The sequence below is a fragment of the Micromonospora sp. DT47 genome (assembly GCF_049844475.1).
Taxonomy (GTDB): Bacteria; Actinomycetota; Actinomycetes; order Mycobacteriales; family Micromonosporaceae; genus Micromonospora.
This window is the reverse complement of record NZ_JBNCLC010000012.1, coordinates 151941-169599: the sequence shown is the minus strand read 5'-3', so window position 1 is coordinate 169599 and position 17659 is coordinate 151941. Positions and strand designations below refer to the sequence as shown.

The window sequence follows — 17659 nt, the reverse complement described above, 5'->3', positions numbered from 1 at the left end:
AGGTCCTCGACGTACACCGCTTGGTTGTCGCGGATCAACTGTGTCGAGAGCTTGTGCTGCCAGTCCCGCCGCGTGTCAGTCACCCGCGCGTGCGCCCGGGCCAGCTTGACGACGGCCTTCTTGCGGTTGTTGCTGCCCCGCCGCTTGCGGGACAGGTCCTGCTGCAACCGGCGCAGCTTGCGGGCCGCCCGGCGCAGGAACTTCGGCGCCGTGACCTTCTTGCCGTTGGACAGGACCGCGAAGTGCGTCAACCCCAGGTCGATACCCACCTCGGCGTCGACCGGCGGCAGCGGTTCGTCGGCGGTGGCCACCACGAACGAGGCGAAGTACCGTCCCGCCGCATCCCGGATGACCGTGACCGAGGTGGGCGCCGCCGGCAGGCGCCGGGACCAGCGCACCGCCACGTCCCCGACCTTCGGCAACCTGAGCCGGCCGTTGTCGAGCACCTTGAACCGGGCGTTGGTGGTGAACCGGATGGCCTGCCGGCTGTTCTTTCGGGACCGAAAGCGGGGCGGGGTCACCTTGCGGCCCTTGCGCTTGCCGCTGATCGAGGCAAAGAAGTTCCGGTAGGCGATGTTCAGGTCCGCGAGGGCCTGCTGGAGGACGACCGCCGACACCTCACCCAGCCACGCCCGCTCGGGCCTGTGCTTGGCCTGGGTGATGACCCGCTTCGACAACTCCCCATCCGGCAGGTACGCCTCGCCCGCCTCGCGGGCCCGCTGGCGTGCGCGCAGCCCGTCGTTGAACACCACCCGCGCGCACCCGAACGCCCGCGCCAGCGCTTCCTCCTGCCCGGCAGTGGGGTAGACGCGGTAGTTGTATCGGAGCTGCACATCGGACAGTCAACCATCCATGGCCGACACTAGAGCCGCCCCGACTGGCAGGCACGGCGTTTCGCTCTGCATGCCCACTTGGTCTTCGTGACCAAAGTTCCGGCACGGTGTTCGGTGACCGACATCTCAGGCGCATGGAGGAGATCATGCGGGCAGTGTGCGCCGACTTCGAGTGGGAGCTGGTCGAGTTCAACGGCGAGCACAACCACATCAGCCTGCTGGTCAACTTCCCGCCCAAGGTCGCCCTGTCGAAGCTGGTCAACAGCCTCAAGGGCGTGTCCTCACGCCGGAGGCGCCAGGAGTTCCCCGACCTGGCCGCGCCACTACTATCGGGCCAACCGGCTCTGGTCGGCCTCCTACTTCGCCGGGCCCGTCAGCGGCGCACCATTGACCGTCCTGCGCCAGTACATCAAGCAGCAGAATCGGCCGGGTTAGAGCACGCTCGGGCCTAGGCCGTGTTTCGTAAGGCGCGCAGCCATTGGTTGATGGCGGCGATGGTGAGGGTGGCTTCGTAGCGGACGGCGCGTTTGTCGTACCTGGTGGCCATGGCGCGGTGCTGTTTGAGCTGGTTGATGCCGCACTCGACAGCGTGCCGCTGCCGGTAGACAACGGGATCAAATGGGTGAGGCTGCACTTTGCCGACCTAGAAGTGGCGTTAGACTCGCCGGCCATGGGACTCCTCACCTTCAGCCTCAACCTCACCCTGGACGGTTGCGTCGACCACCAGGAGGGGATCGCCGACGACGAGACGCACGCCTTTTTCACCCGTCTCATGGACGAGGGCGGGGCAATGCTGTGGGGTCGCGTCACCTACGAGATGATGGAGAGCTACTGGCCGGCCGTCGCCCGCGGCGATGAGGATGCGCCGCCGGCCATGCGCGAGTGGGCGGTCAAGCTGGGGGCCAAACCCAAGTACGTGGTGTCGTCGACGCGCAAGGACTTCCCGTGGACCAACAGCCACCACATCGCCGGCGATCTGCGCGAGGGCGTGCAGAAGCTCAAGGACGCGACCCCGGCCGGGGTCCTCCTCGGAAGCGGCAAGCTCGCGACCGAGCTCGACCGGCTGGACCTGATCGACGAGTACAAGCTGCTCGTCCATCCCAGGATCGCCGGCCACGGCCCGACGCTGTACCAGGGCGGGCTGCCCGGCACGCGCCAGCTCGAGCTGCTCTCGGCGAAGCCGCTCCGCAACGGCGCGGTGGCCATGCACTACCGCCGCGCGCGCTGAATCACAGGAGTCCATCGCCGCCAGCTCACCGGCAGCGCGGCGTCGTCATTGATCGGTGGATTAAGACCCTGTTTCGTATGGCGGCTGGTGTCGTCGCGGCTCGCGGCGTGGCGGTGATAGGTAGCTGAAGAGGTTTCCGGTATGTGGTTCAGCGACCAAGCAGAACTTTATAACCGGAGACCTCGTGCCGAGCGTAGCGGCAGCGAGGCGCCACGACCTGACTGACTCGCAGTGGGCGGTACTGCAGCCGTTGCTGCCTGCGCAGGCAGGTCACGGGCGGCCGCGCAGATGGGCCAACAGACAGATCATCGACGGGATCAGGTGGCGGGTACGCACCGGGTCACCATGGCGAGACGTGCCTGAGGTGTATCCGCCCTGGCCGACGTTGTATCGGTGGTTCCGCCGGTGGCAACGCGACGGTGTCTGGGCTCAGATCCTCGCCTCGTTGCAGGCCCGCGCGGACGCCTGCGGGTTGATCGGCTGGACGGTCAGCGTCGACTCCACCATTAGCCGGGCCCATCAACACGCCGCCGGTGCCCGACGCGACGGCGACATGCAGAAGGAACCGCCGGGCGGGATCACGCGGGAACCGGACGATCACGGGCTCGGCCGCTCCCGGGGCGGCTGGACCACCAAGACGCACCTGGCCTGTGAACAAGGCCGCAAGCTGCTGGCCGGGGTGGTGACCGCTGGGCAGCGCGGTGACAGCCCGCAGTTCATCGCGGTCCTACGCAAGATCAGGGTGGCCAGACCCGGCAGCGGTCGGCCGCGGACCCGCCCTGAGATCGTGCTCGCGGACAAGGCCTACACGTCCAAGGCCAACCGCGGCCATCTACGCGCGCGCGGCATCCGGGCCTGCATCCCGAGCAAGGTCGACCAGGACGCCCACCGCAAAGCGAAGGGATCCCAAGGCGGGCGCCCACCCGCATTTGATCCCGGCATCTACCGGCAGCGGCACGCTGTCGAGTGCGGCATCAACCAGCTCAAACAGCACCGCGCCATGGCCACCAGGTACGACAAACTCGCCGTCCGCTACGAAGCCACCCTCACCATCGCCGCCATCAACCAATGGCTGCGCGCCTTACGAAACACGGCCTAGCCGGCCCTCCCACGCGGGCCCTCACCCCCGCCCTGAACGGCGAAGCCCTGGCCCGCATCCCGGTAGCCGTGCGGTGTGGCCGCCCGGGTGACCTGGAGGTTGATCACGCCGGGCTCGACCACGGCTCGCTCGTCCTGCGGGGCGACCTCGCGGATCGCGCGCAGCTGCGAGGTGACGATGAGCACCCCGTCGGCGTGCGGCAGCGCCCCGCCGGACAGGCCAGTGCCGGAGCCACGGGCGACGAACGGCACCCCGGCGTCCGCGCAGGCCCGGACCGTCGCCGCGCACTCGGCGGCGGCCCGTGGCAGCGCGACCAGGGCGGGTACCACCTTGTACTGGGCGAGCCCGTCGCACTCGTAGGTGCGCAGCTCCTGGCGGTCGCTGATCACCTGCCCGTCGCCGAGCACCGCCCGCAGCGTCGCGGCGAGGGTGTTGATGTCCGTCGTGGTCATCGCCGACCTCCCGTCGCGGTCTCGGGGTCAGGGCATCCGCTCGTACGCGGGCAGGGTCAGGAAGTCCACGAAGTCGTCGGCCACGGCGACCGCCATGAACAGCGCGCGGGCCTCGGCGTAGTCGGCCGGGTCGCCCGGAAGTTTCGCCAGTTCCTCGTCGGCGAGCCGCTCGACGAGGTCCCGGTCGACCTTTTCGCCGGTGTCGTCGAGGGTGACGTCGTTGTGCAGCCACTGCCATACCTGCGAGCGGGAGATCTCGGCCGTCGCCGCGTCCTCCATCAGGTTGAAGATGGCCACCGCCCCGGTGCCGCGCAGCCAGCTGGCGAGGTACTGGATGCCGACGCTGATGCCATCTCGCAGCCCCGCCTCGCTGCGCTGTCCCGGGGTGCCGCGCACGTCGAGCAGCTGCGCCGCGGTGACGCGTACGTCGTCGCGGGTGCGGTCGAGCTGGTGGGGCCGGTCGCCGAGCACGCCGTCGAACACCTCGCGGCAGACCGGTACGAGGTCGGGGTGGGCCACCCAGGACCCGTCGAACCCGTCACCCGCCTCGCGGGTCTTGTCGTCGCGGACCTTCGCCAGGGCCGTCTCGTTCACCTGCGGGTCGCGGCGGCTGGGGATGAAGGCGGCCATGCCGCCGATCGCGTGCGCCCCGCGCTTGTGGCAGGTGCGCACCAGCAGTTCGGTGTACGCGCGCATGAACGGCGCGGTCATCGTCACCGCGTTCCGGTCGGGCAGCAGGAAGTCCCGCCCGCGGGTGCGGAAATTCTTGATCACGCTGAACATGAAGTCCCACCGGCCCGCGTTGAGGCCGGCGGAGTGCTCGCGCAGTTCGTAAAGGAACTCCTCCATCTCGAACGCCGCCGGGTAGGTCTCGATGAGCACGGTCGCGCGGATGGTGCCGCGGGGGATGCCGAGCCGTTCCTGGGCGAGCAGGAACACGTCGTTCCAGAGCCGTGCCTCCAGATGGCTCTCCATCTTGGGCAGGTAGAAGTACGGTCCGGACCCGCGTTCGAGCTGCCGGGCGGCGCAGTGGAAGAAGTACAGGCCGAAGTCGACCAGGCTTCCTGAGGTGCGTTCGCCGTCGACCAGGATGTGCTTCTCGGTCAGGTGCCACCCGCGTGGTCGGAACACGATGGTCGCCAGCTCGCCGTCGTGGAGTGCGTACCGCCGGCCATCCGGGGAGGTGAAGGAGAGCTTCCGGTCGATCGCGTCGCGCACGTTGAGCTGGCCGCCGATCACGTTCTCCCACAGTGGCGTGTTGGCGTCCTCGTGGTCGGCGAGCCAGACCTTCGCGCCCGAGTTCAGGGCGTTGATCGTCATCTTTGCGTCGGTCGGTCCGGTGATCTCCACCCGGCGGTCGACGAGCCCAGGTGCGGGCGGGGCCACCCGCCACTCGCCGTCGCGGACGTGCCGGGTCTCGGGCAGGAAGTCCAGCAGGTCGCCGGCGGCCAGCGCCGCCTCGCGTTCGGCGCGCCGGGCGAGCAGCTCACGCCGTCGGGCGTCGAAGGCGCGGTGCAGGTCGGCCAGGAAGCCGAGCGCCTCCGGGGTGAGGATCTCCTGGTAACGGTCGTGCCGGGGTCCGGCTATCTCGACGCCGTCGGGCATACCCAAGACGCGCTCCTCACCGTAGAGGGAAGATGCAGTCGGATCGATCCACGGGATGCTGGCGTCGACTCTAGTTGCACGATCGATGCACCGCGAGAGGTGAAGCCGAGGTCCGCGGATTCGATCTCAGACGGTCGCCCCGGCCGACCTTCTCGGACGGGTCAACGCGGTCATGCGGCTCGCCAGCTACGCCGCGGTCCCGCTCGGCTCGGTCGCCGCCGGCGTGGCCGCCACCGCCCTGGGGGTGCGCGGCGCCCTCTTCGTCGGGGTGGCGGGTCTGCTGCTGCCGACCCTGATCCTGCTGTTCTCGCCCGTTCCGAAGCTGCGGGAGCACTTCGACGCCGGCCAGGAACAGGGGTGACTTCGTCGTACCTGGAGAGTAGGACTGACTGAGACCGATGAGTTTCGGCGCAGCGGACGGTCTTACCTGAGTGCATCGTCGAACAGAACGGAAGGATGAGGGTATGAGCGGCGTACGGGTGCTGGTAGGCACGCGCAAGGGCGCGTTCACGTTGACGTCGGACGGCAGGCGCGGCGACTGGACGGTCGACGGACCTCATTTCGGCGGCTGGGAGATCTTCCACTTCACCGGGTCGCCGGCCGATCCGAGCCGGCTCTACATGTCCCAGTCCGGCGGCTGGTTCGGCCAGCTGATCCAGCGCTCCGACGACGGCGGCAAGAGCTGGACCACGGTCGGCAACGACTTCGCCTACTCCGGCGAGGTCGGCGAGCACCTGTGGTACGACGGCACCCCGCGCCCGTGGGAGTTCAAGCGCATCTGGCACCTTGAGCCGTCCCGCGACGACCCCGACACGGTGTACGCGGGTGCGGAGGACGCCGCCCTCTACGTGTCCACCGATGGCGGCCTGAAGTGGAAAGAGCTCACCGCCCTTCGTACGCACCCGACCGGGCCGACGTGGCAGCCCGGTGCCGGCGGGATGTGCCTGCACACGATCATCCTGGACCCGGTGAACAAGGACCGGATCTACGTCGCCATCTCCGCGGCGGGCGCGTTCCGTAGCGACGACGCCGGCACCAGCTGGCTGCCGATCAACAAGGGCCTGCGCTCGGGAGAGATCCCCGACCAGGACTCCGAGGTCGGCCATTGCGTGCACCACATCACCCAGCACCCGTCCCGGCCGGACACCCTGTTCATGCAGAAGCACTGGGACGTGATGCGCACCGACGACGCGGGTGCGAACTGGCGCGAGATCAGCGGCGACCTGCCGTCGGACTTCGGGTTCCCGATCGCGGTGCACGCGCACGAACCGGAGACCATCTACGTCGTGCCGATCAAGAGCGACTCCGAACACTTCCCGCCGGAGGGCAAGCTGCGCGTCTACCGCAGCCGCACCGGTGGCGACGACTGGGAGCCGTTGACCAAGGGCCTGCCTCAGTCCGACTGCTATGTCAACGTCTTGCGCGATGCGATGGCGGTCGACGCGCTCGACCCGTGCGGGGTCTACTTCGGCACCACCGGTGGCCAGGTCTACCACTCGGCCGACGGAGGCGACAGCTGGGCGCCGATCGTACGGGACCTGCCGGCCGTGCTCTCCGTGGAAGCCCAGGTGCTGCCGTGATCCGGGTCGTCCTCCCGGCCCACCTGAAGAACCTGGCTCACGTCACCGGCGAGGTACGTCTCGAGGTGCCCGGTCCGGGTGCCGGGCCGGTCACCCAGCGCCTGGTACTGGACACCCTCGAGGCGCAGTACCCGATGTTGCTCGGCACGATCCGCGACCGCCGCAGCGCCAAGCGCCGGGCGTTCGTCCGCTTCTACGCGTGTGAGGAGGACCTGTCCAACGAGTCGCCCGACGCGCCACTGCCCGAGCGGGTCATCGCCGGCGAGGAACCGTTCATCATCCTCGGAGCGATGGCCGGGGGATAGGGCGCCGCAGCGTCAGAGACCGGAAACGGTGGCGGGAGTTCCTCCGCGCCTAAACACCTTGCGCCGCTGCTGACGCCGCATCACCTGCGCGAAGAGGGATTCATCGCGCGGCGCACCCGCCGAGCCGTCCAGAGGGCGGCCTGGTGGACCACGACACCGACGCCGGCGTTCAGCAGCGCCAGCCCGGACGCGGCGAACAAGCCCGGCTCGACGTTCATCGACCCCGTGGCGACGAGCAGGATGGGCCAACCAACGGCTGAGATCAGCAGCGGCAGCCACCACCAGCGCCCGAGGAAAAGGCCAAGGAGAATCAGGCTCGGGATAATATCTGGGCCTCCTCCTACGGCGAGATTCGGACCTCTATTGAGCTGATGAACCACCGGAAGTCGGACGTGCTGTGAATGGACACGTCGTTTGTGCCGCTCTTGTCGAACGAACGCGTCCCGGCGCACACGACCACGGACTGACCTGCCGGCACCGGTCCCGCGCTGAACAACTGCGCGAAGTAGTGGGCACCACGAGTCAATTTCTCCTGCAGGAAACTCTCGTCGTCGTCGGTCTGCTCGTCGAATACCGACATCTCGGCATATGACGGCTCGGACACGTTGGGATGCAGGACGTCGAGCATCAGGAAGTTACTCTGGCCTGTGCGGGAGTTCGACCATCCCCATTCGTCCTCTGTTTCCAAGCGGTGCGTTGCCTCGACGCATTGCGCGTCGATGAGGACCTCGACCAGACCTGTCGTTGGCGGTACGAAAGCGAATGCGATTGCGCTGAATGCGTCGCCGGACGCATAGTCGAAGTCGCCTGCGTCGCTGTTGTCCATCGTGATGGAGATGCCCACGTCTCCGACCGACGGGTTCAGGGTGTGAATCCGATCAACGACAAAGTTGTCATTGTGCACCGGGACGAAGCCGAAGTTGAACCCGAAGAACGGCGGCCGGAAGACCTCCCATCGGTGCGGGCCCTGGCTGTCGTCGGGTTCGAAGACTCCCCAGGGCAGCGCATGATCGTGGAACGGAGACAGGCTCAACCATTTGTCGAGGTTGTTCGAGAGGTGGAACCCGGGGCTGATCTTGTCGTCGGCCGTGAAGACGCCGGCTAGCGCCTCGTGGTAGTCCTTCGCTATCTCAACGATCGCGTCACGCCTGATGTCTCGACTCCGCAGGAATGCGTCGGCCTTCTGTTTCCGGGCTTTGTCGAGTTTGCCGTAGCTCGACGTCAACCCTTGAGGTGGCTGAAGCAGGTCACGAAAAGTCAACCGTTCCTGCTGCATCAGTTTCCTCAAGTCCGCCCAGTTGTCGTCTCCTAGCAGACGCCGCAGCCGGTGGTCCGCATTAGCCGACAGTTTCGCGGCTTTGCTGCTGCGTTTTTTGATGATCGTGCGGAGGTGCTGCTCACGCTCCTCTGCTGCGGCATCCGCCGATCGCTGGGCTTCCACTGGGAACTGGCGAAAATTCCGAATAGTTTTACAGGTACTGACCACGTGAACCACCCCATTAAGGCCCTGCCTACATGCTGCTTCACGTCTCTCCGGGTGGCCATACGGGTTGTGCCATGTTTGCAACGCCACATCTAGTGTCAAACGGTACTAATCAGGCTCTCTCTGTCGCCGCACTGGGCGAGCCGGTCGGCACAGGCCTGACCGGGCCTCTTCAGGAGCGTTCGTAGACGACGGTGCCGTTGGCGATCGTGTGGGTGACGCGCGCGTCGGCGGGTAGTCCCGCGCCGGTGGCGAACAGGTTGCGGTCGAGCACGGCCAGGTCCGCCCGCCTGCCGACTGCGATCGTGCCGCCGCCGGCGTCATGGTTGACGTACGCCGAGCCTGCGGTGAACGCGGCGAGCGCGACAGGTAGCGGCAGCGCCAGAACGTACGCCATCGGGTCTTCTGCGACCTGCTGATGCCCGGCGGCCGGCGCTGCCTGCTCCGCGCCGACCACGACGGCGCCTGCTCCCGCCGCCTGCGCCGCTGACCCTCCTCGCGACGCGGCCCAGCAATCTGCGGCCGCCTCACGGTCGACCAGCTCAGCCTCCCGGTCGTCGGAATCTCGAGGAGGTCGCCGTCGGGGGGCATTGCCGGTTCGCCCGATCGGGATGAGGCACGGTCACCTCTTTCGGGGAAGGCTGTCGAGCGAGGCAGGAGTTCGCCCCGGCCCTTGAGGTGAGGTGCCATTGACGGTACGCGTGGGCAAGGTGCCCCGAACCCGACCGGGGCGCATCGAGGTCAGGGGTTCGTAACTCCCGCCCCGGTGTTGGCGCTCGGATGCTCGCTCCAATCCATCCCGGGCATCCGCCCACTCGGCCTCGGCCGCGGAGCGATGGGACACGTCGGCAACGGTTGGACGGCGATCCGGCCGGAGAGGAGAATCAGGTGGAATACCAGGATTTCATCAACGCAGTGGCCACGCGGGCAAAGGTGTCGACCGATCAGGCGGCGACACTCACCCGCGCGACGTTGGAGACATTGGCAGGTCGGATCAGCGCCGGCCAGGCTGAGGACCTTGCCTATCAGCTTCCGGAAGGGCTTGACGACTGCCTGCGCGAACCGCTTAGACGGGAACATGCCACGTCGTCGTTCGGGCTCGAAGAGTTCGTGCAGCGGGTGGGGGACCGCCCGGGCGTCGACCGTGCGCTCGCCGGTGCCGGGGTCCGCGCGGCGCTCACCACGCTACGTGAGGCTGTTTCCCGTGACGAGTTCGACGACGCGGTGGCCCAGCTTCCGACGGAGTTCTGGCAGGTGATCGAACCGGTGGGTGCCGGTGGCGGGCGGCGCCCCGGCTCGTAGCCCGCACAGTTGCGGCAGGAGCAGGTGTGCCCGCGTTGCACGCGGGTACGCCGCTGCCGACTGGGACCGGGGGAGGCGTGGATGGCGAGCGAGGCGCCGGACTACTTCCAGCCCGAGGGTGGGCTGGTGCTCACGCACCTGCTGATCGTGCGGGACGTGGACCGTTCACGGGAGTTCTACCGCCGGGTGCTGGGTGCGACGGTGGTGCGGGAACGCCAGCCGGCGATCCTGCGGTTCCAGAACAGCTACATCGTGATCAACAATGAGGGTGGTCCGACCGACGACAAACCGGGCGTGCAAGCCCAGGCGCCGCCGGATCCGAACACGCTCAGCTCCGCGATGAACGTCCGGGTCACTGACGTCCGAGAGGTCTATGAGCAGTGGCGGTCACGGGGTGGGGAGTTCCTGACCGAGCCGAAGGATCATGGCGTCGAGATCCGGTGCTACCTGCGGGACCCGGACGGCTACCTGATCGAGCTTGGTCAGGGCACCGGGATCCTCGCCGAGATGGGTCGGGCAGCCTCCGCCTGAGCCTGACGATCGGCGCTGCCGGCAGCCCTGGTCATGGCCAGACCAGCCATTCGTGATCGGGCCCATGGTGATCAGGCGGCGGGTACCGTGAACGTCGTGGAGGATCTCGGCACGAAGGTCTCGTACCTCGCGCTCGCCGTCGGCACCCGGGTCTACGACGTCGACTCGGCACCCGTCGGCGTGGTCGAGCATGTGCTCGCCGACGAACGGCTGGACATCTTCCACGGCGTCATCGTGGCACCGCCGGGGCCGGACCGGTCCCACCGCTTCGCCCACCGGGAGCAGATCGCCGACCTGTACGAGCGGGGCGTCGTGCTGTCGGTACCCGGTGCCGAGATGCACGATCCGGGCGACGACCCGCCGGCCGGAGTCGTCGAGAACGCGGATCACAACCCGGTGCAGGTGAACCGGCGCCGCGCCTGGGAGCGGCTGAGTCGACGCCGCTGAACCGTGCATCCGGAGTTCAACCGCCACCTGACGGGCCTGTCGCACGGCCGGGTTTCAGGCTGATCGGGCAGTGTCGGTGATGTGCGCGATTACGGCCGAGTAGTCCCGGTCGCCGAGGCCGGCTTCCTGGGCTGCCACGACCCACTGCCGGGCGGCCGCCGCGACCGGCAGTTCGACACTTGCCGACTCGGCGGCCGACACGACCAGATCGACGTCCTTACGGGCGAGTGACAGCGCGAACCGCAGCGGGAACTGACCGGACTCGATCGCTGGCCGCCGCCGATCCGCTTGCGAGCCGATGGGAGTCCCGGACAGGACCTCGAACGCGATGTCCCGCGGCAGCCCAAGCCCGTCCGCGAGAGCGAGCGCCTCACCGAGAACAGCGAGCACCCCGAACAGGGTCGAATTGGCGACCAGTTTGGCGGCCGCGCCGGCACCGAGCGGCCCGACATGCAGCGGCGAGCCCAGCGCGCCCAACACCGGCATCCACCGTTGGACAAGCGGCTCCGGCCCTCCGACGAATATCCGCAGCGAACCCGACTCGGCCTCCGAGACGCTGCCGAGCACCGGCGCATCGAGCAGGCCAACGCCATCCGGCAGCATCCCTGCCAACCGTCGCACGGCAGCCGGCCCGACCGTGGACATCTCCACGAGGGTCGTCGAGGCGGTGGCACCGGCGAGGATGCCCTGCGGGCCCTCGGCCACATCTTGGAGCGCCGCCGGGTCGGACAGCATGGTGATGACCATGTCGGCGCGGCGGGCAGCGTCTGCCGGACTGTCGGCAGCGACCGCGCCACGCGCCACAAGATCGCTGGCCCGCTGCGGCGTGCGGTTCCAGACGACGAGGTCATGGCCGGCATCGAGCAACCGGCCGGCCATCCGGCTACCCATCCCACCCAGACCGATCACAGCGACCGTGGCCATGGCCCCATCCTGCCAATTTGCCCGCGCAGTCTGTGCATGAACCCAACCATCGTCTCCACGAACCACGCGGGAGCGTCTAGCCAGGGAAAGGCCCGCCGCCCGGCTGCACGGCCAACTCGGCCTGACCGACTATCTGCGGCACCGCTTCCGCCAGGAGAAGATCTACCTCACGGCCCGCCACCGTACCGGAGCGTCTACCGCTACGAGCCGACATGATGTACGCGCCCCAGGCGTACGACTACGACCACACGCCCAGCGCGCGGGGCGCGACGGGCTTGACGGGTACATCCATTGCTCTTCGGGCGGCGACGGCGTGAGCAATGGTCATTTCGCCTACGCTGGGCGGGTGGCGATCAGCACCGGCATGCTGCGGTTTGGCCCGGACAACGGGCGCATGCTGCTGCGCACGGGCCGCAAGGGTGTGGGCTCGACCGTCGGCCACGACTTGACCATCGAGGTGACCGACTGGTCAGTGGAGATCAACGTTCCCGAGACCGGGCCGGTGGATGCCACCGCGACGGCCCGCGTGGAGTTGGGGTCCTTGGCCGTGCGGGAGGGCACGGGCGGCGCAGTACCGCTGACCGACAAGGACCGGGGCGAGATCGAGACCAACGCCCGGCTGACGCTGGCCGTCGACCGCCACCCGACGGCCACCTTCGAGTCCACCCGGGTCGTCACCGGCGACGACTCCGCCACCATCAGTGGAACACTCACTCTGCACGGGGTCGCCGCCCCCATCGACATCGAGGTGCGCGAAGTGACGCCCGACCGGTACCGCGCCGCGACAGTGGTGACGCAGTCGGCGTACGGAATCAAGCCGTACTCGGCCTTCCTCGGCGCGCTCAAGGTCCGTGACGACGTCGAGGTGGAGATCGATGTCCGCCTCGGAGGCGGCGAGGGCGACGGGTAGCGGCAGCGCCTGTTCCGGTAGCAACGGGGTTCACTTCCCACGCTCGGTGGCCGCGACGAGTTGGCGGGCGACGTCGAGCAGGTCGGGGCCGGTGATCGCGGGTGGCTGGCCCACGGGAAGCAAGCGCTGGCCGGGCCGGGCGACGAAGGCGCCCCGGGCCCCGGCCGCCTGGGCTCCGTGGATGTCCCAGCCGTGAGCGGCCACCAGGGTGACCTCCCCGATCGGCAGGCCGAGTACGTCGGCGGCGTGCCGGTAGGGCTGCGGGGCGGGCTTGAGCGCGTGGACCTGGTCGCAGGAGATCGCAGCCTCGAAGTAGTCGCTGATTCCTGCGTTGCGCAGCTGGTTCTGCACGACGGGTGCCGGTGAATTGGTGAGCGTCGCCATGCGGGCGCCGGCTTCGGCGAGCAGGGTGAGCGCGGGCACCACGTCCGGGTGCGGCGGCAGGTCCTGGAGGCGACGCGCCAGTGCCACCGCCTCGTCGACGGGCAGTCCCCGGGCGTCGGCGAGTTGCCGGATCGCGGCGGCGCCGATGTCCGAAAAGGAGACGTAGTCGTCGGCCGCGGTGACCGCCATCGCCGTGTGCAGGACCGACTGGAACCAGGTGCGGCGGGCTTCCGGGTCGCCGAAGAACTCGGTGAACGGTTCGTCGAGTGCGGAGAGATCCAGCAGCGTTTCGTTGACGTCGAACAGCAGGGCAAGCATCGGAGCGAGCCGCCTCTCAGGTTCGTAGGTTGTCGTACCTTCGAGAAGGTACGATAATCATCGAACCTTCACAAGAGGATGGGTGCGATGGGGGACTGGTTGCCGGAGCCGACGCGGGCGCAGATGAGTCTGGACGCCGTGCTGCACGCGCTCAGCGATTCCCACCGGCGCCGGATCGTGGCGATGCTGGCCGCGGACGTCGAACAGCGCCGCACCTGCACCTCGTTCGGGTTGCCGCTGGCGAAGAGCACCCGTACCCATCACTTCCGGGTACTACGCGAGGCCGGCGTGGTGCGGCAGTGGGACGCGGGCAACGCCAAGCTGAACGTGCTGCGCGTCGACGACCTGGACGCCCGCTTCCCAGGGCTGCTCCAAGCGATCCTCGCGGCCGAGCCCCGGGTCGGGTAGCAGCCTCCGTCGACGATAGCTTCACAGCCGACGTATCGACTGTTCATGCCGACTCTTTATCCATCGGCCGCGCGGCGACGTCGCTGTGGGATGGCCGCTGCGGACGTGCGGGACGTTCCCTCCGCCAATGGCCGCGTGATGGGGAACACTCGAGGCGGGAGGTGCCCGTGATGGACGGCCACGACGAAACGCTCATCCTGATCGACCACGGCGCGGATGCGGAGCGCGTCCTCGAGGCGCTGCGCCGGGTCGCCCAGGTGACGCAGGTCCTGCCTCCCCGGTTGGCGCTGGCCGCCGGGGACACGTCGGTCAACGTGCCGGGAACGACCGCCTACGCCGACGACGTGCCGGACACCGTCCTCGACGAGCTGTCTCCGGCCGAGCGCATGTTCGTTTCCGCGTGGCGAACCCGCCGTGCCGGAAAACGCCGCCCTGGTGAAGGGCTGCCGTGGGATGCGCCGGGCCACCTGCCGCCCGATCTGCCGCCCGGTTCGCGTCGTTGACGCCGCGCTGACGCCACCCGCATTCACTGATTCCTGACTGGCGGCGGGCTGCGCCGCCCTGGAAGGGAGTGGGGGCCGGACATGGCTGGAGATCTCAACATCGCAGAGTGGGCGGTCGTCGAGGAGACCGCAGCGGCGCGGCGGGAGGCCGCGCGGCCGGAGCGCGGCCAGCCGATCCACCGCTACGGGCGGGTCGGCATCTACGCCGACACGGCGCGGCGTGCCGGCCGGCCTGCCGCCCCGGAGGCGCTGGACCTGAGCGGGTTGCCCGGCGGCTTGAGCGAGGTCGAGCGGCTCGGGCTGGCCGCACTGGGGCTGCGGGAGACCGCGGAGTTCCAGACGGCCAAGGAGAACCGCCCGCGCCGGGGCGAGGAGTGGGACATGCCGGACTGCACCACCGTCGTGCCCCGGGCCGAGCCGACCGGTGAAGAGGCCGCCGCGCCGGGCAGGGCCGCGGCTCCGGCGCCGACCAGCTCCTACCTGGAGGGCACGGTCGCGGTCGGCATCGTCATCGTCGAGGGCCCGACACCGGAGCTGCAGTTCTCCGACGCGGAGCGGACGAAGGTCATCGCCGAGGTGCAGAACGGGCTCGGGTTCTACGCCGTGACGAACCCGCTCGCCGGTATCAGCTTCGCCTACGACATCCAGGACGTGGTGCTGAACGTGGCGGCGGACCGGAACGCGCCCGATCTCGAGGCGCACTGGCGCAACCCGGCAATGGCGGCCATCGGCTTCAGCGCCGACCCGGCCGGTGTGAGGGACTACGTGGAGAGCCTGCGCGGCAAGTTCGGCACCCGCTGGACGTACTGCGCGTTCTTCACCAAGTATCCGCTGGGGTGGTTCGCGTACGCCTGGCTCGGCGGCCCGTACCTCGTCATGGACTACAACAACGACGGCTGGGGGCCGGACAACATCGACCGGGTGTTCGCCCACGAGACCGGGCACATCTTCAACTGCCCCGACGAGTACGCCAGCAGCGGCTGTGACTGCGGCGGGAGCTGGGGGCGGTTCGGGCTGGTCAACGGCAACTGCCAGAACTGCGCCGCCGACGGCGGCGTCCCCTGCCTGATGAAGGGAAACTCCTTCGAGCTGTGCGGGTACACGCCCGGGCACCTCGGCTGGGCGCCGCAGCTGGCGGTGCGCAACTACGGCTACGTCGCCGGCGGCTGGCGGGTGGAGAAGCACCCGCGCTTCGTGGTGGACACCACCGGCGAGGGCCGCGCCGACATCGTGGGCTTCGGCGACGCGGGCGTGTACCTGTCCCGCTCGCAGCCCGACGGCCGGTTCGAGACGCCGCACCTCGTCGTCAACGACTTCGGGTACGCCGCCGGCGGCTGGCGGGTGGAGAAGCACCCGCGCTTCGTGGTGGACGTCAACGGCGACGGCCGCGCGGACATCGTGGGGTTCGGCGACGCCGGCGTCTACATCTCCCACGCCCAGGCGGACGGGACCTACGGCGCACCCCAGTTCGTCGTCAACAACTTCGGCTACGTCGCCGGCGGCTGGCGGGTGGAGATGCACCCGCGCTTCGTGGCCGACACCACCGGGGACGGTCGGGCGGATCTCATCGGGTTCGGCTACGCGGGCGTCTGGGTGTCCCGGGCGCAGGCCGATGGCACCTACGCCCCGGCCCAGTTCGTCCTCAACAACTTCGGCTACGCCGCCGGCGGTTGGCGGGTCGAGAAGCACCCGCGGTTCGTGGTCGACGTCAACGGCGACGGCCGGGCGGACATCGTGGGGTTCGGCGACGCCGGGGTGTGGGTCTCGTACGGGCAGGCAAACGGCACGTTCGGCCCACCCCAGTTCGTCCTCGCGGACTTCGGCTACAACTCGGGCTGGCGGGTGGAGAAGCACCCGCGGTTCGTGGTGGACGTCAACGGCGACGGCCGGCCCGACATCGTCGGGTTCGGCGATGCCGGCGTGTACGTGTCGTACGGGCAGGCGAACGGGACGTTCAGCGCGCCGCAGCTCGTGGTGGCCAACTTCGGGTACAACGCCGGCGGTTGGCGGGTGGAGCGACACCCGCGGTTCCTGGCGGACACCACGGGTGACGGCCGCCGCGACATCGTCGGGTTCGGCGACGCCGGCGTCTGGGTGTCCCGGGCGCTCGCCGGCGGCGGTTTCGAGAACCCCGGCCGGGTGATCGCCAACTTCGCCTACAGCGCGGGCGGCTGGCGGGTGGAGAAGCACCCGCGCTTCCTGGCGGACATCACCGGCGAGGGCCGCGCCGACGTCGTCGGCTTCGGCGACGCCGGGGTGTGGGTGTCGCGCTCCTGACCGGCACGGCCGGCGGGCGCGCGGTCAGCGACGCGATGTCGTGGAGCGCGCGCCCACCGGCTCAGGCCGCGGCAGGAAGTCGCCGGCTGCGCGCCCGCGACGGGCCGCCCGGCCGAAGACGAGGTCGGCCAGCTCGGCGGACGGTTCGACGCCCAGTTCGTCCAGGAGCAGATGGCGGAACCGGTGGTAGTCGCGCACCGCCTCGACGACGTTGTGCTGAGCGAGGTGAACGGCGATGACGGCCCGGTGGGCGCTCTCCCGCAGCGGCTCGCACCGCACCGCCTCGAACGCGAGCTCGTACGCGACGGCGAACCTCCCGCGCGCGGCGAGCCGGAGCGCGAGGTCCTCCAGCCCCTGCAGGCGCAGGTGTCGCAGCCGTTCGCGTTCGAGGAGCACCCAGTCGTCGTACCACCCGGGCAGCAGTTCGCCGCGCAGCCTCCGCAGCACGTCCGCCGCGTCGTCGCCGGATATCGTCGCGAGGCCGGCCAGCTCGGCGGTGTTGACGCGGACGAAGCCGGCCAGCGCGATGCGGTTCTCGCCGGCGTCAACCAGCCCGCCGACCGCCCGGTTGCACTGCCAGATCGCCGTGCGCAGGCTGGCGAGGGCGCGACGGTCCGGGACGTCCGGCCAGAGCGTCCCCGCCGCCACCACCCGGGCGGCTGGCCCGGTCAGCGCCAGGTACGCCAGGAGTCGCTGGGCGTTGCCGACGACGTCGGCCGTGGCCCCCCCGGCGAGCAGACGGAAACCGCCCATCAGCTCCAGCCGGACGTCCGCCCTCGGGGACGGTCCGTCCACGGTTTCGCGCAACACGTCAGGTAGGAGTGGGCAGGAGCCCGCCTGATACGGCATCAACCTCCAGGTCCACCAGGAGAGGCAGGGGAGGTCGTTGATCCGACAATTCTGTGTCTCGTCGTATCAGATGCACGGCCGTCCGCCTCAATGTGGTGTCAGATCCGACGGGCGGCTGCCCGACCCGCGGAGATGCTGGTCCAGGCGGCGGTGGACTACACCGATTTTGGTCCGCAGAATGGGTGACACGGTCACCTCGGACGATGCCGATGCGATCGAGA

The 17659-nt window shown here is 69.1% G+C and carries 21 protein-coding genes and 2 pseudogenes; 13 read left to right on the top strand and 10 right to left on the bottom strand.

Features of this window, described 5'->3' with window-relative positions:
* Positions 1-833: RNA-guided endonuclease InsQ/TnpB family protein (locus tag ACLQ2U_RS20040; protein WP_425752219.1), on the bottom strand; the 833-nt coding region annotated here is incomplete at its 3' end.
* Positions 834-899: 66 nt separating this feature from the next.
* Here ACLQ2U_RS20040 and tnpA point away from each other — a divergent pair.
* Positions 900-1268 (top strand): annotated as a pseudogene (gene tnpA, locus ACLQ2U_RS20035) (IS200/IS605 family transposase).
* A 13-nt stretch (positions 1269-1281) separates the two neighbouring features.
* Here the strand turns inward: tnpA and ACLQ2U_RS20030 are convergent.
* Positions 1282-1464: pseudogene (locus tag ACLQ2U_RS20030) on the bottom strand (IS5 family transposase); the annotation flags it as partial.
* Between the two features lie 39 nt (positions 1465-1503).
* Here ACLQ2U_RS20030 and ACLQ2U_RS20025 point away from each other — a divergent pair.
* Positions 1504-2061, top strand: a complete 558-nt coding sequence (locus ACLQ2U_RS20025) for a dihydrofolate reductase family protein (RefSeq protein ID WP_425752218.1) — start codon at positions 1504-1506, stop codon at positions 2059-2061.
* A gap of 184 nt (positions 2062-2245) precedes the next feature.
* Complete coding sequence (locus ACLQ2U_RS20020; protein ID WP_425752217.1) at positions 2246-3160, top strand: IS5 family transposase; 915 nt, start codon at positions 2246-2248, stop codon at positions 3158-3160.
* Here the strand turns inward: ACLQ2U_RS20020 and ACLQ2U_RS20015 are convergent.
* Entirely contained in the window at positions 3157-3612 is a 456-nt protein-coding gene (locus tag ACLQ2U_RS20015; RefSeq protein WP_425752216.1) for an FAD-binding protein, read from the bottom strand. The genes ACLQ2U_RS20020 and ACLQ2U_RS20015 overlap by 4 nt on opposite strands.
* Positions 3613-3639: 27 nt before the next feature.
* Complete coding sequence (gene aceB / locus ACLQ2U_RS20010) at positions 3640-5217, bottom strand: malate synthase A (protein WP_425752229.1); 1578 nt, start codon at positions 5215-5217, stop codon at positions 3640-3642.
* A gap of 118 nt (positions 5218-5335) precedes the next feature.
* Here aceB and ACLQ2U_RS20005 point away from each other — a divergent pair, with 118 nt between their 5' ends.
* The 3 genes from ACLQ2U_RS20005 (at position 5336) to ACLQ2U_RS19995 (ending at position 7102) form a co-directional block, all read left to right on the top strand.
* Positions 5336-5578, top strand: a complete 243-nt coding sequence (locus ACLQ2U_RS20005; protein ID WP_425752228.1) for an MFS transporter — start codon at positions 5336-5338, stop codon at positions 5576-5578.
* Positions 5579-5681: 103 nt separating this feature from the next.
* A complete protein-coding gene (locus ACLQ2U_RS20000; RefSeq protein WP_425752214.1) occupies positions 5682-6797 on the top strand; it encodes a WD40/YVTN/BNR-like repeat-containing protein in 1116 nt (371 codons plus the stop codon).
* Complete coding sequence (locus tag ACLQ2U_RS19995) at positions 6794-7102, top strand: MoaD/ThiS family protein (RefSeq protein ID WP_425752213.1); 309 nt, start codon at positions 6794-6796, stop codon at positions 7100-7102. The genes ACLQ2U_RS20000 and ACLQ2U_RS19995 overlap by 4 nt, the downstream gene beginning before the upstream one ends.
* Positions 7103-7182: 80 nt before the next feature.
* Here the strand turns inward: ACLQ2U_RS19995 and ACLQ2U_RS19990 are convergent, their stop codons facing one another.
* The 3 genes from ACLQ2U_RS19990 to ACLQ2U_RS19980 form a co-directional block, all read right to left on the bottom strand.
* The gene (locus ACLQ2U_RS19990; RefSeq protein ID WP_425752212.1) at positions 7183-7320 is read right to left on the bottom strand and encodes a hypothetical protein; all 138 of its coding nucleotides are present in this window, start codon (positions 7318-7320) and stop codon (positions 7183-7185) included.
* Positions 7321-7442: 122 nt separating this feature from the next.
* Complete coding sequence (locus tag ACLQ2U_RS19985) at positions 7443-8588, bottom strand: hypothetical protein (protein ID WP_425752210.1); 1146 nt, start codon at positions 8586-8588, stop codon at positions 7443-7445.
* A gap of 169 nt (positions 8589-8757) precedes the next feature.
* Positions 8758-8982 (bottom strand): amidohydrolase family protein, encoded by a 225-nt coding sequence (locus tag ACLQ2U_RS19980; RefSeq protein WP_425752227.1) that lies wholly within the window; start codon positions 8980-8982, stop codon positions 8758-8760.
* A gap of 491 nt (positions 8983-9473) precedes the next feature.
* On the opposite strand from ACLQ2U_RS19980, the gene ACLQ2U_RS19975 reads away from it, so the two are divergent.
* From ACLQ2U_RS19975 to ACLQ2U_RS19965, 3 genes are all read left to right on the top strand, one after another.
* On the top strand, positions 9474-9887 hold the full coding sequence (locus ACLQ2U_RS19975) for a DUF2267 domain-containing protein (protein WP_425752209.1): 414 nt from the start codon (positions 9474-9476) through the stop codon (positions 9885-9887).
* An 81-nt stretch (positions 9888-9968) separates the two neighbouring features.
* The gene (locus ACLQ2U_RS19970; protein WP_425752208.1) at positions 9969-10418 is read left to right on the top strand and encodes a VOC family protein; all 450 of its coding nucleotides are present in this window, start codon (positions 9969-9971) and stop codon (positions 10416-10418) included.
* Between the two features lie 96 nt (positions 10419-10514).
* Positions 10515-10865: a hypothetical protein gene (locus ACLQ2U_RS19965; RefSeq protein WP_425752207.1), complete on the top strand. Its 351-nt coding sequence runs from the start codon at positions 10515-10517 to the stop codon at positions 10863-10865.
* Between the two features lie 54 nt (positions 10866-10919).
* Here ACLQ2U_RS19965 and ACLQ2U_RS19960 read toward each other — a convergent pair whose 3' ends face one another.
* Positions 10920-11855, bottom strand: coding sequence for an NAD(P)-dependent oxidoreductase (locus ACLQ2U_RS19960; RefSeq protein ID WP_425752206.1), 936 nt, complete (start codon positions 11853-11855; stop codon positions 10920-10922).
* Positions 11856-12135: 280 nt separating this feature from the next.
* Between ACLQ2U_RS19960 and ACLQ2U_RS19955 the strand changes: the two genes are divergently transcribed.
* Positions 12136-12699 (top strand): YceI family protein, encoded by a 564-nt coding sequence (locus tag ACLQ2U_RS19955; RefSeq protein WP_425752205.1) that lies wholly within the window; start codon positions 12136-12138, stop codon positions 12697-12699.
* Positions 12700-12729: 30 nt separating this feature from the next.
* Here ACLQ2U_RS19955 and ACLQ2U_RS19950 read toward each other — a convergent pair whose 3' ends face one another.
* Positions 12730-13401, bottom strand: a complete 672-nt coding sequence (locus ACLQ2U_RS19950; RefSeq protein ID WP_425752204.1) for a haloacid dehalogenase type II — start codon at positions 13399-13401, stop codon at positions 12730-12732.
* 87 nt (positions 13402-13488) lie between these two features.
* Between ACLQ2U_RS19950 and ACLQ2U_RS19945 the strand changes: the two genes are divergently transcribed.
* From ACLQ2U_RS19945 to ACLQ2U_RS19935, 3 genes are all read left to right on the top strand, one after another.
* Positions 13489-13809, top strand: coding sequence for an ArsR/SmtB family transcription factor (locus ACLQ2U_RS19945; RefSeq protein ID WP_425752203.1), 321 nt, complete (start codon positions 13489-13491; stop codon positions 13807-13809).
* Between the two features lie 170 nt (positions 13810-13979).
* The gene (locus ACLQ2U_RS19940; protein WP_425752202.1) at positions 13980-14312 is read left to right on the top strand and encodes a hypothetical protein; all 333 of its coding nucleotides are present in this window, start codon (positions 13980-13982) and stop codon (positions 14310-14312) included.
* 81 nt (positions 14313-14393) lie between these two features.
* Positions 14394-16589, top strand: coding sequence for an FG-GAP repeat domain-containing protein (locus ACLQ2U_RS19935; protein WP_425752201.1), 2196 nt, complete (start codon positions 14394-14396; stop codon positions 16587-16589).
* 24 nt (positions 16590-16613) lie between these two features.
* Here ACLQ2U_RS19935 and ACLQ2U_RS19930 read toward each other — a convergent pair whose 3' ends face one another.
* Positions 16614-17399, bottom strand: coding sequence for an AfsR/SARP family transcriptional regulator (locus ACLQ2U_RS19930; protein ID WP_425752200.1), 786 nt, complete (start codon positions 17397-17399; stop codon positions 16614-16616).
* Positions 17400-17659 lie beyond the last annotated feature (260 nt).

What these genes read in the sequence shown, in the direction of transcription:
- ACLQ2U_RS19945 (WP_425752203.1), top strand. Translation starts at nt 13,489, where the DNA reads ATGGGGGACTGGTTGCCGGAGCCGACGCGGGCGCAGATGAGTCTGGAC.
- ACLQ2U_RS19990 (WP_425752212.1), bottom strand. Translation starts at nt 7,320, where the DNA reads ATGAACGTCGAGCCGGGCTTGTTCGCCGCGTCCGGGCTGGCGCTGCTG.
- ACLQ2U_RS19970 (WP_425752208.1), top strand. Translation starts at nt 9,969, where the DNA reads ATGGCGAGCGAGGCGCCGGACTACTTCCAGCCCGAGGGTGGGCTGGTG.
- ACLQ2U_RS19950 (WP_425752204.1), bottom strand. Translation starts at nt 13,401, where the DNA reads ATGCTTGCCCTGCTGTTCGACGTCAACGAAACGCTGCTGGATCTCTCC.
- ACLQ2U_RS20000 (WP_425752214.1), top strand. Translation starts at nt 5,682, where the DNA reads ATGAGCGGCGTACGGGTGCTGGTAGGCACGCGCAAGGGCGCGTTCACG.
- ACLQ2U_RS20015 (WP_425752216.1), bottom strand. Translation starts at nt 3,612, where the DNA reads ATGACCACGACGGACATCAACACCCTCGCCGCGACGCTGCGGGCGGTG.
- aceB (WP_425752229.1), bottom strand. Translation starts at nt 5,217, where the DNA reads ATGCCCGACGGCGTCGAGATAGCCGGACCCCGGCACGACCGTTACCAG.
- ACLQ2U_RS20025 (WP_425752218.1), top strand. Translation starts at nt 1,504, where the DNA reads ATGGGACTCCTCACCTTCAGCCTCAACCTCACCCTGGACGGTTGCGTC.
- ACLQ2U_RS19935 (WP_425752201.1), top strand. Translation starts at nt 14,394, where the DNA reads ATGGCTGGAGATCTCAACATCGCAGAGTGGGCGGTCGTCGAGGAGACC.
- ACLQ2U_RS19980 (WP_425752227.1), bottom strand. Translation starts at nt 8,982, where the DNA reads ATGGCGTACGTTCTGGCGCTGCCGCTACCTGTCGCGCTCGCCGCGTTC.
- ACLQ2U_RS19940 (WP_425752202.1), top strand. Translation starts at nt 13,980, where the DNA reads ATGGACGGCCACGACGAAACGCTCATCCTGATCGACCACGGCGCGGAT.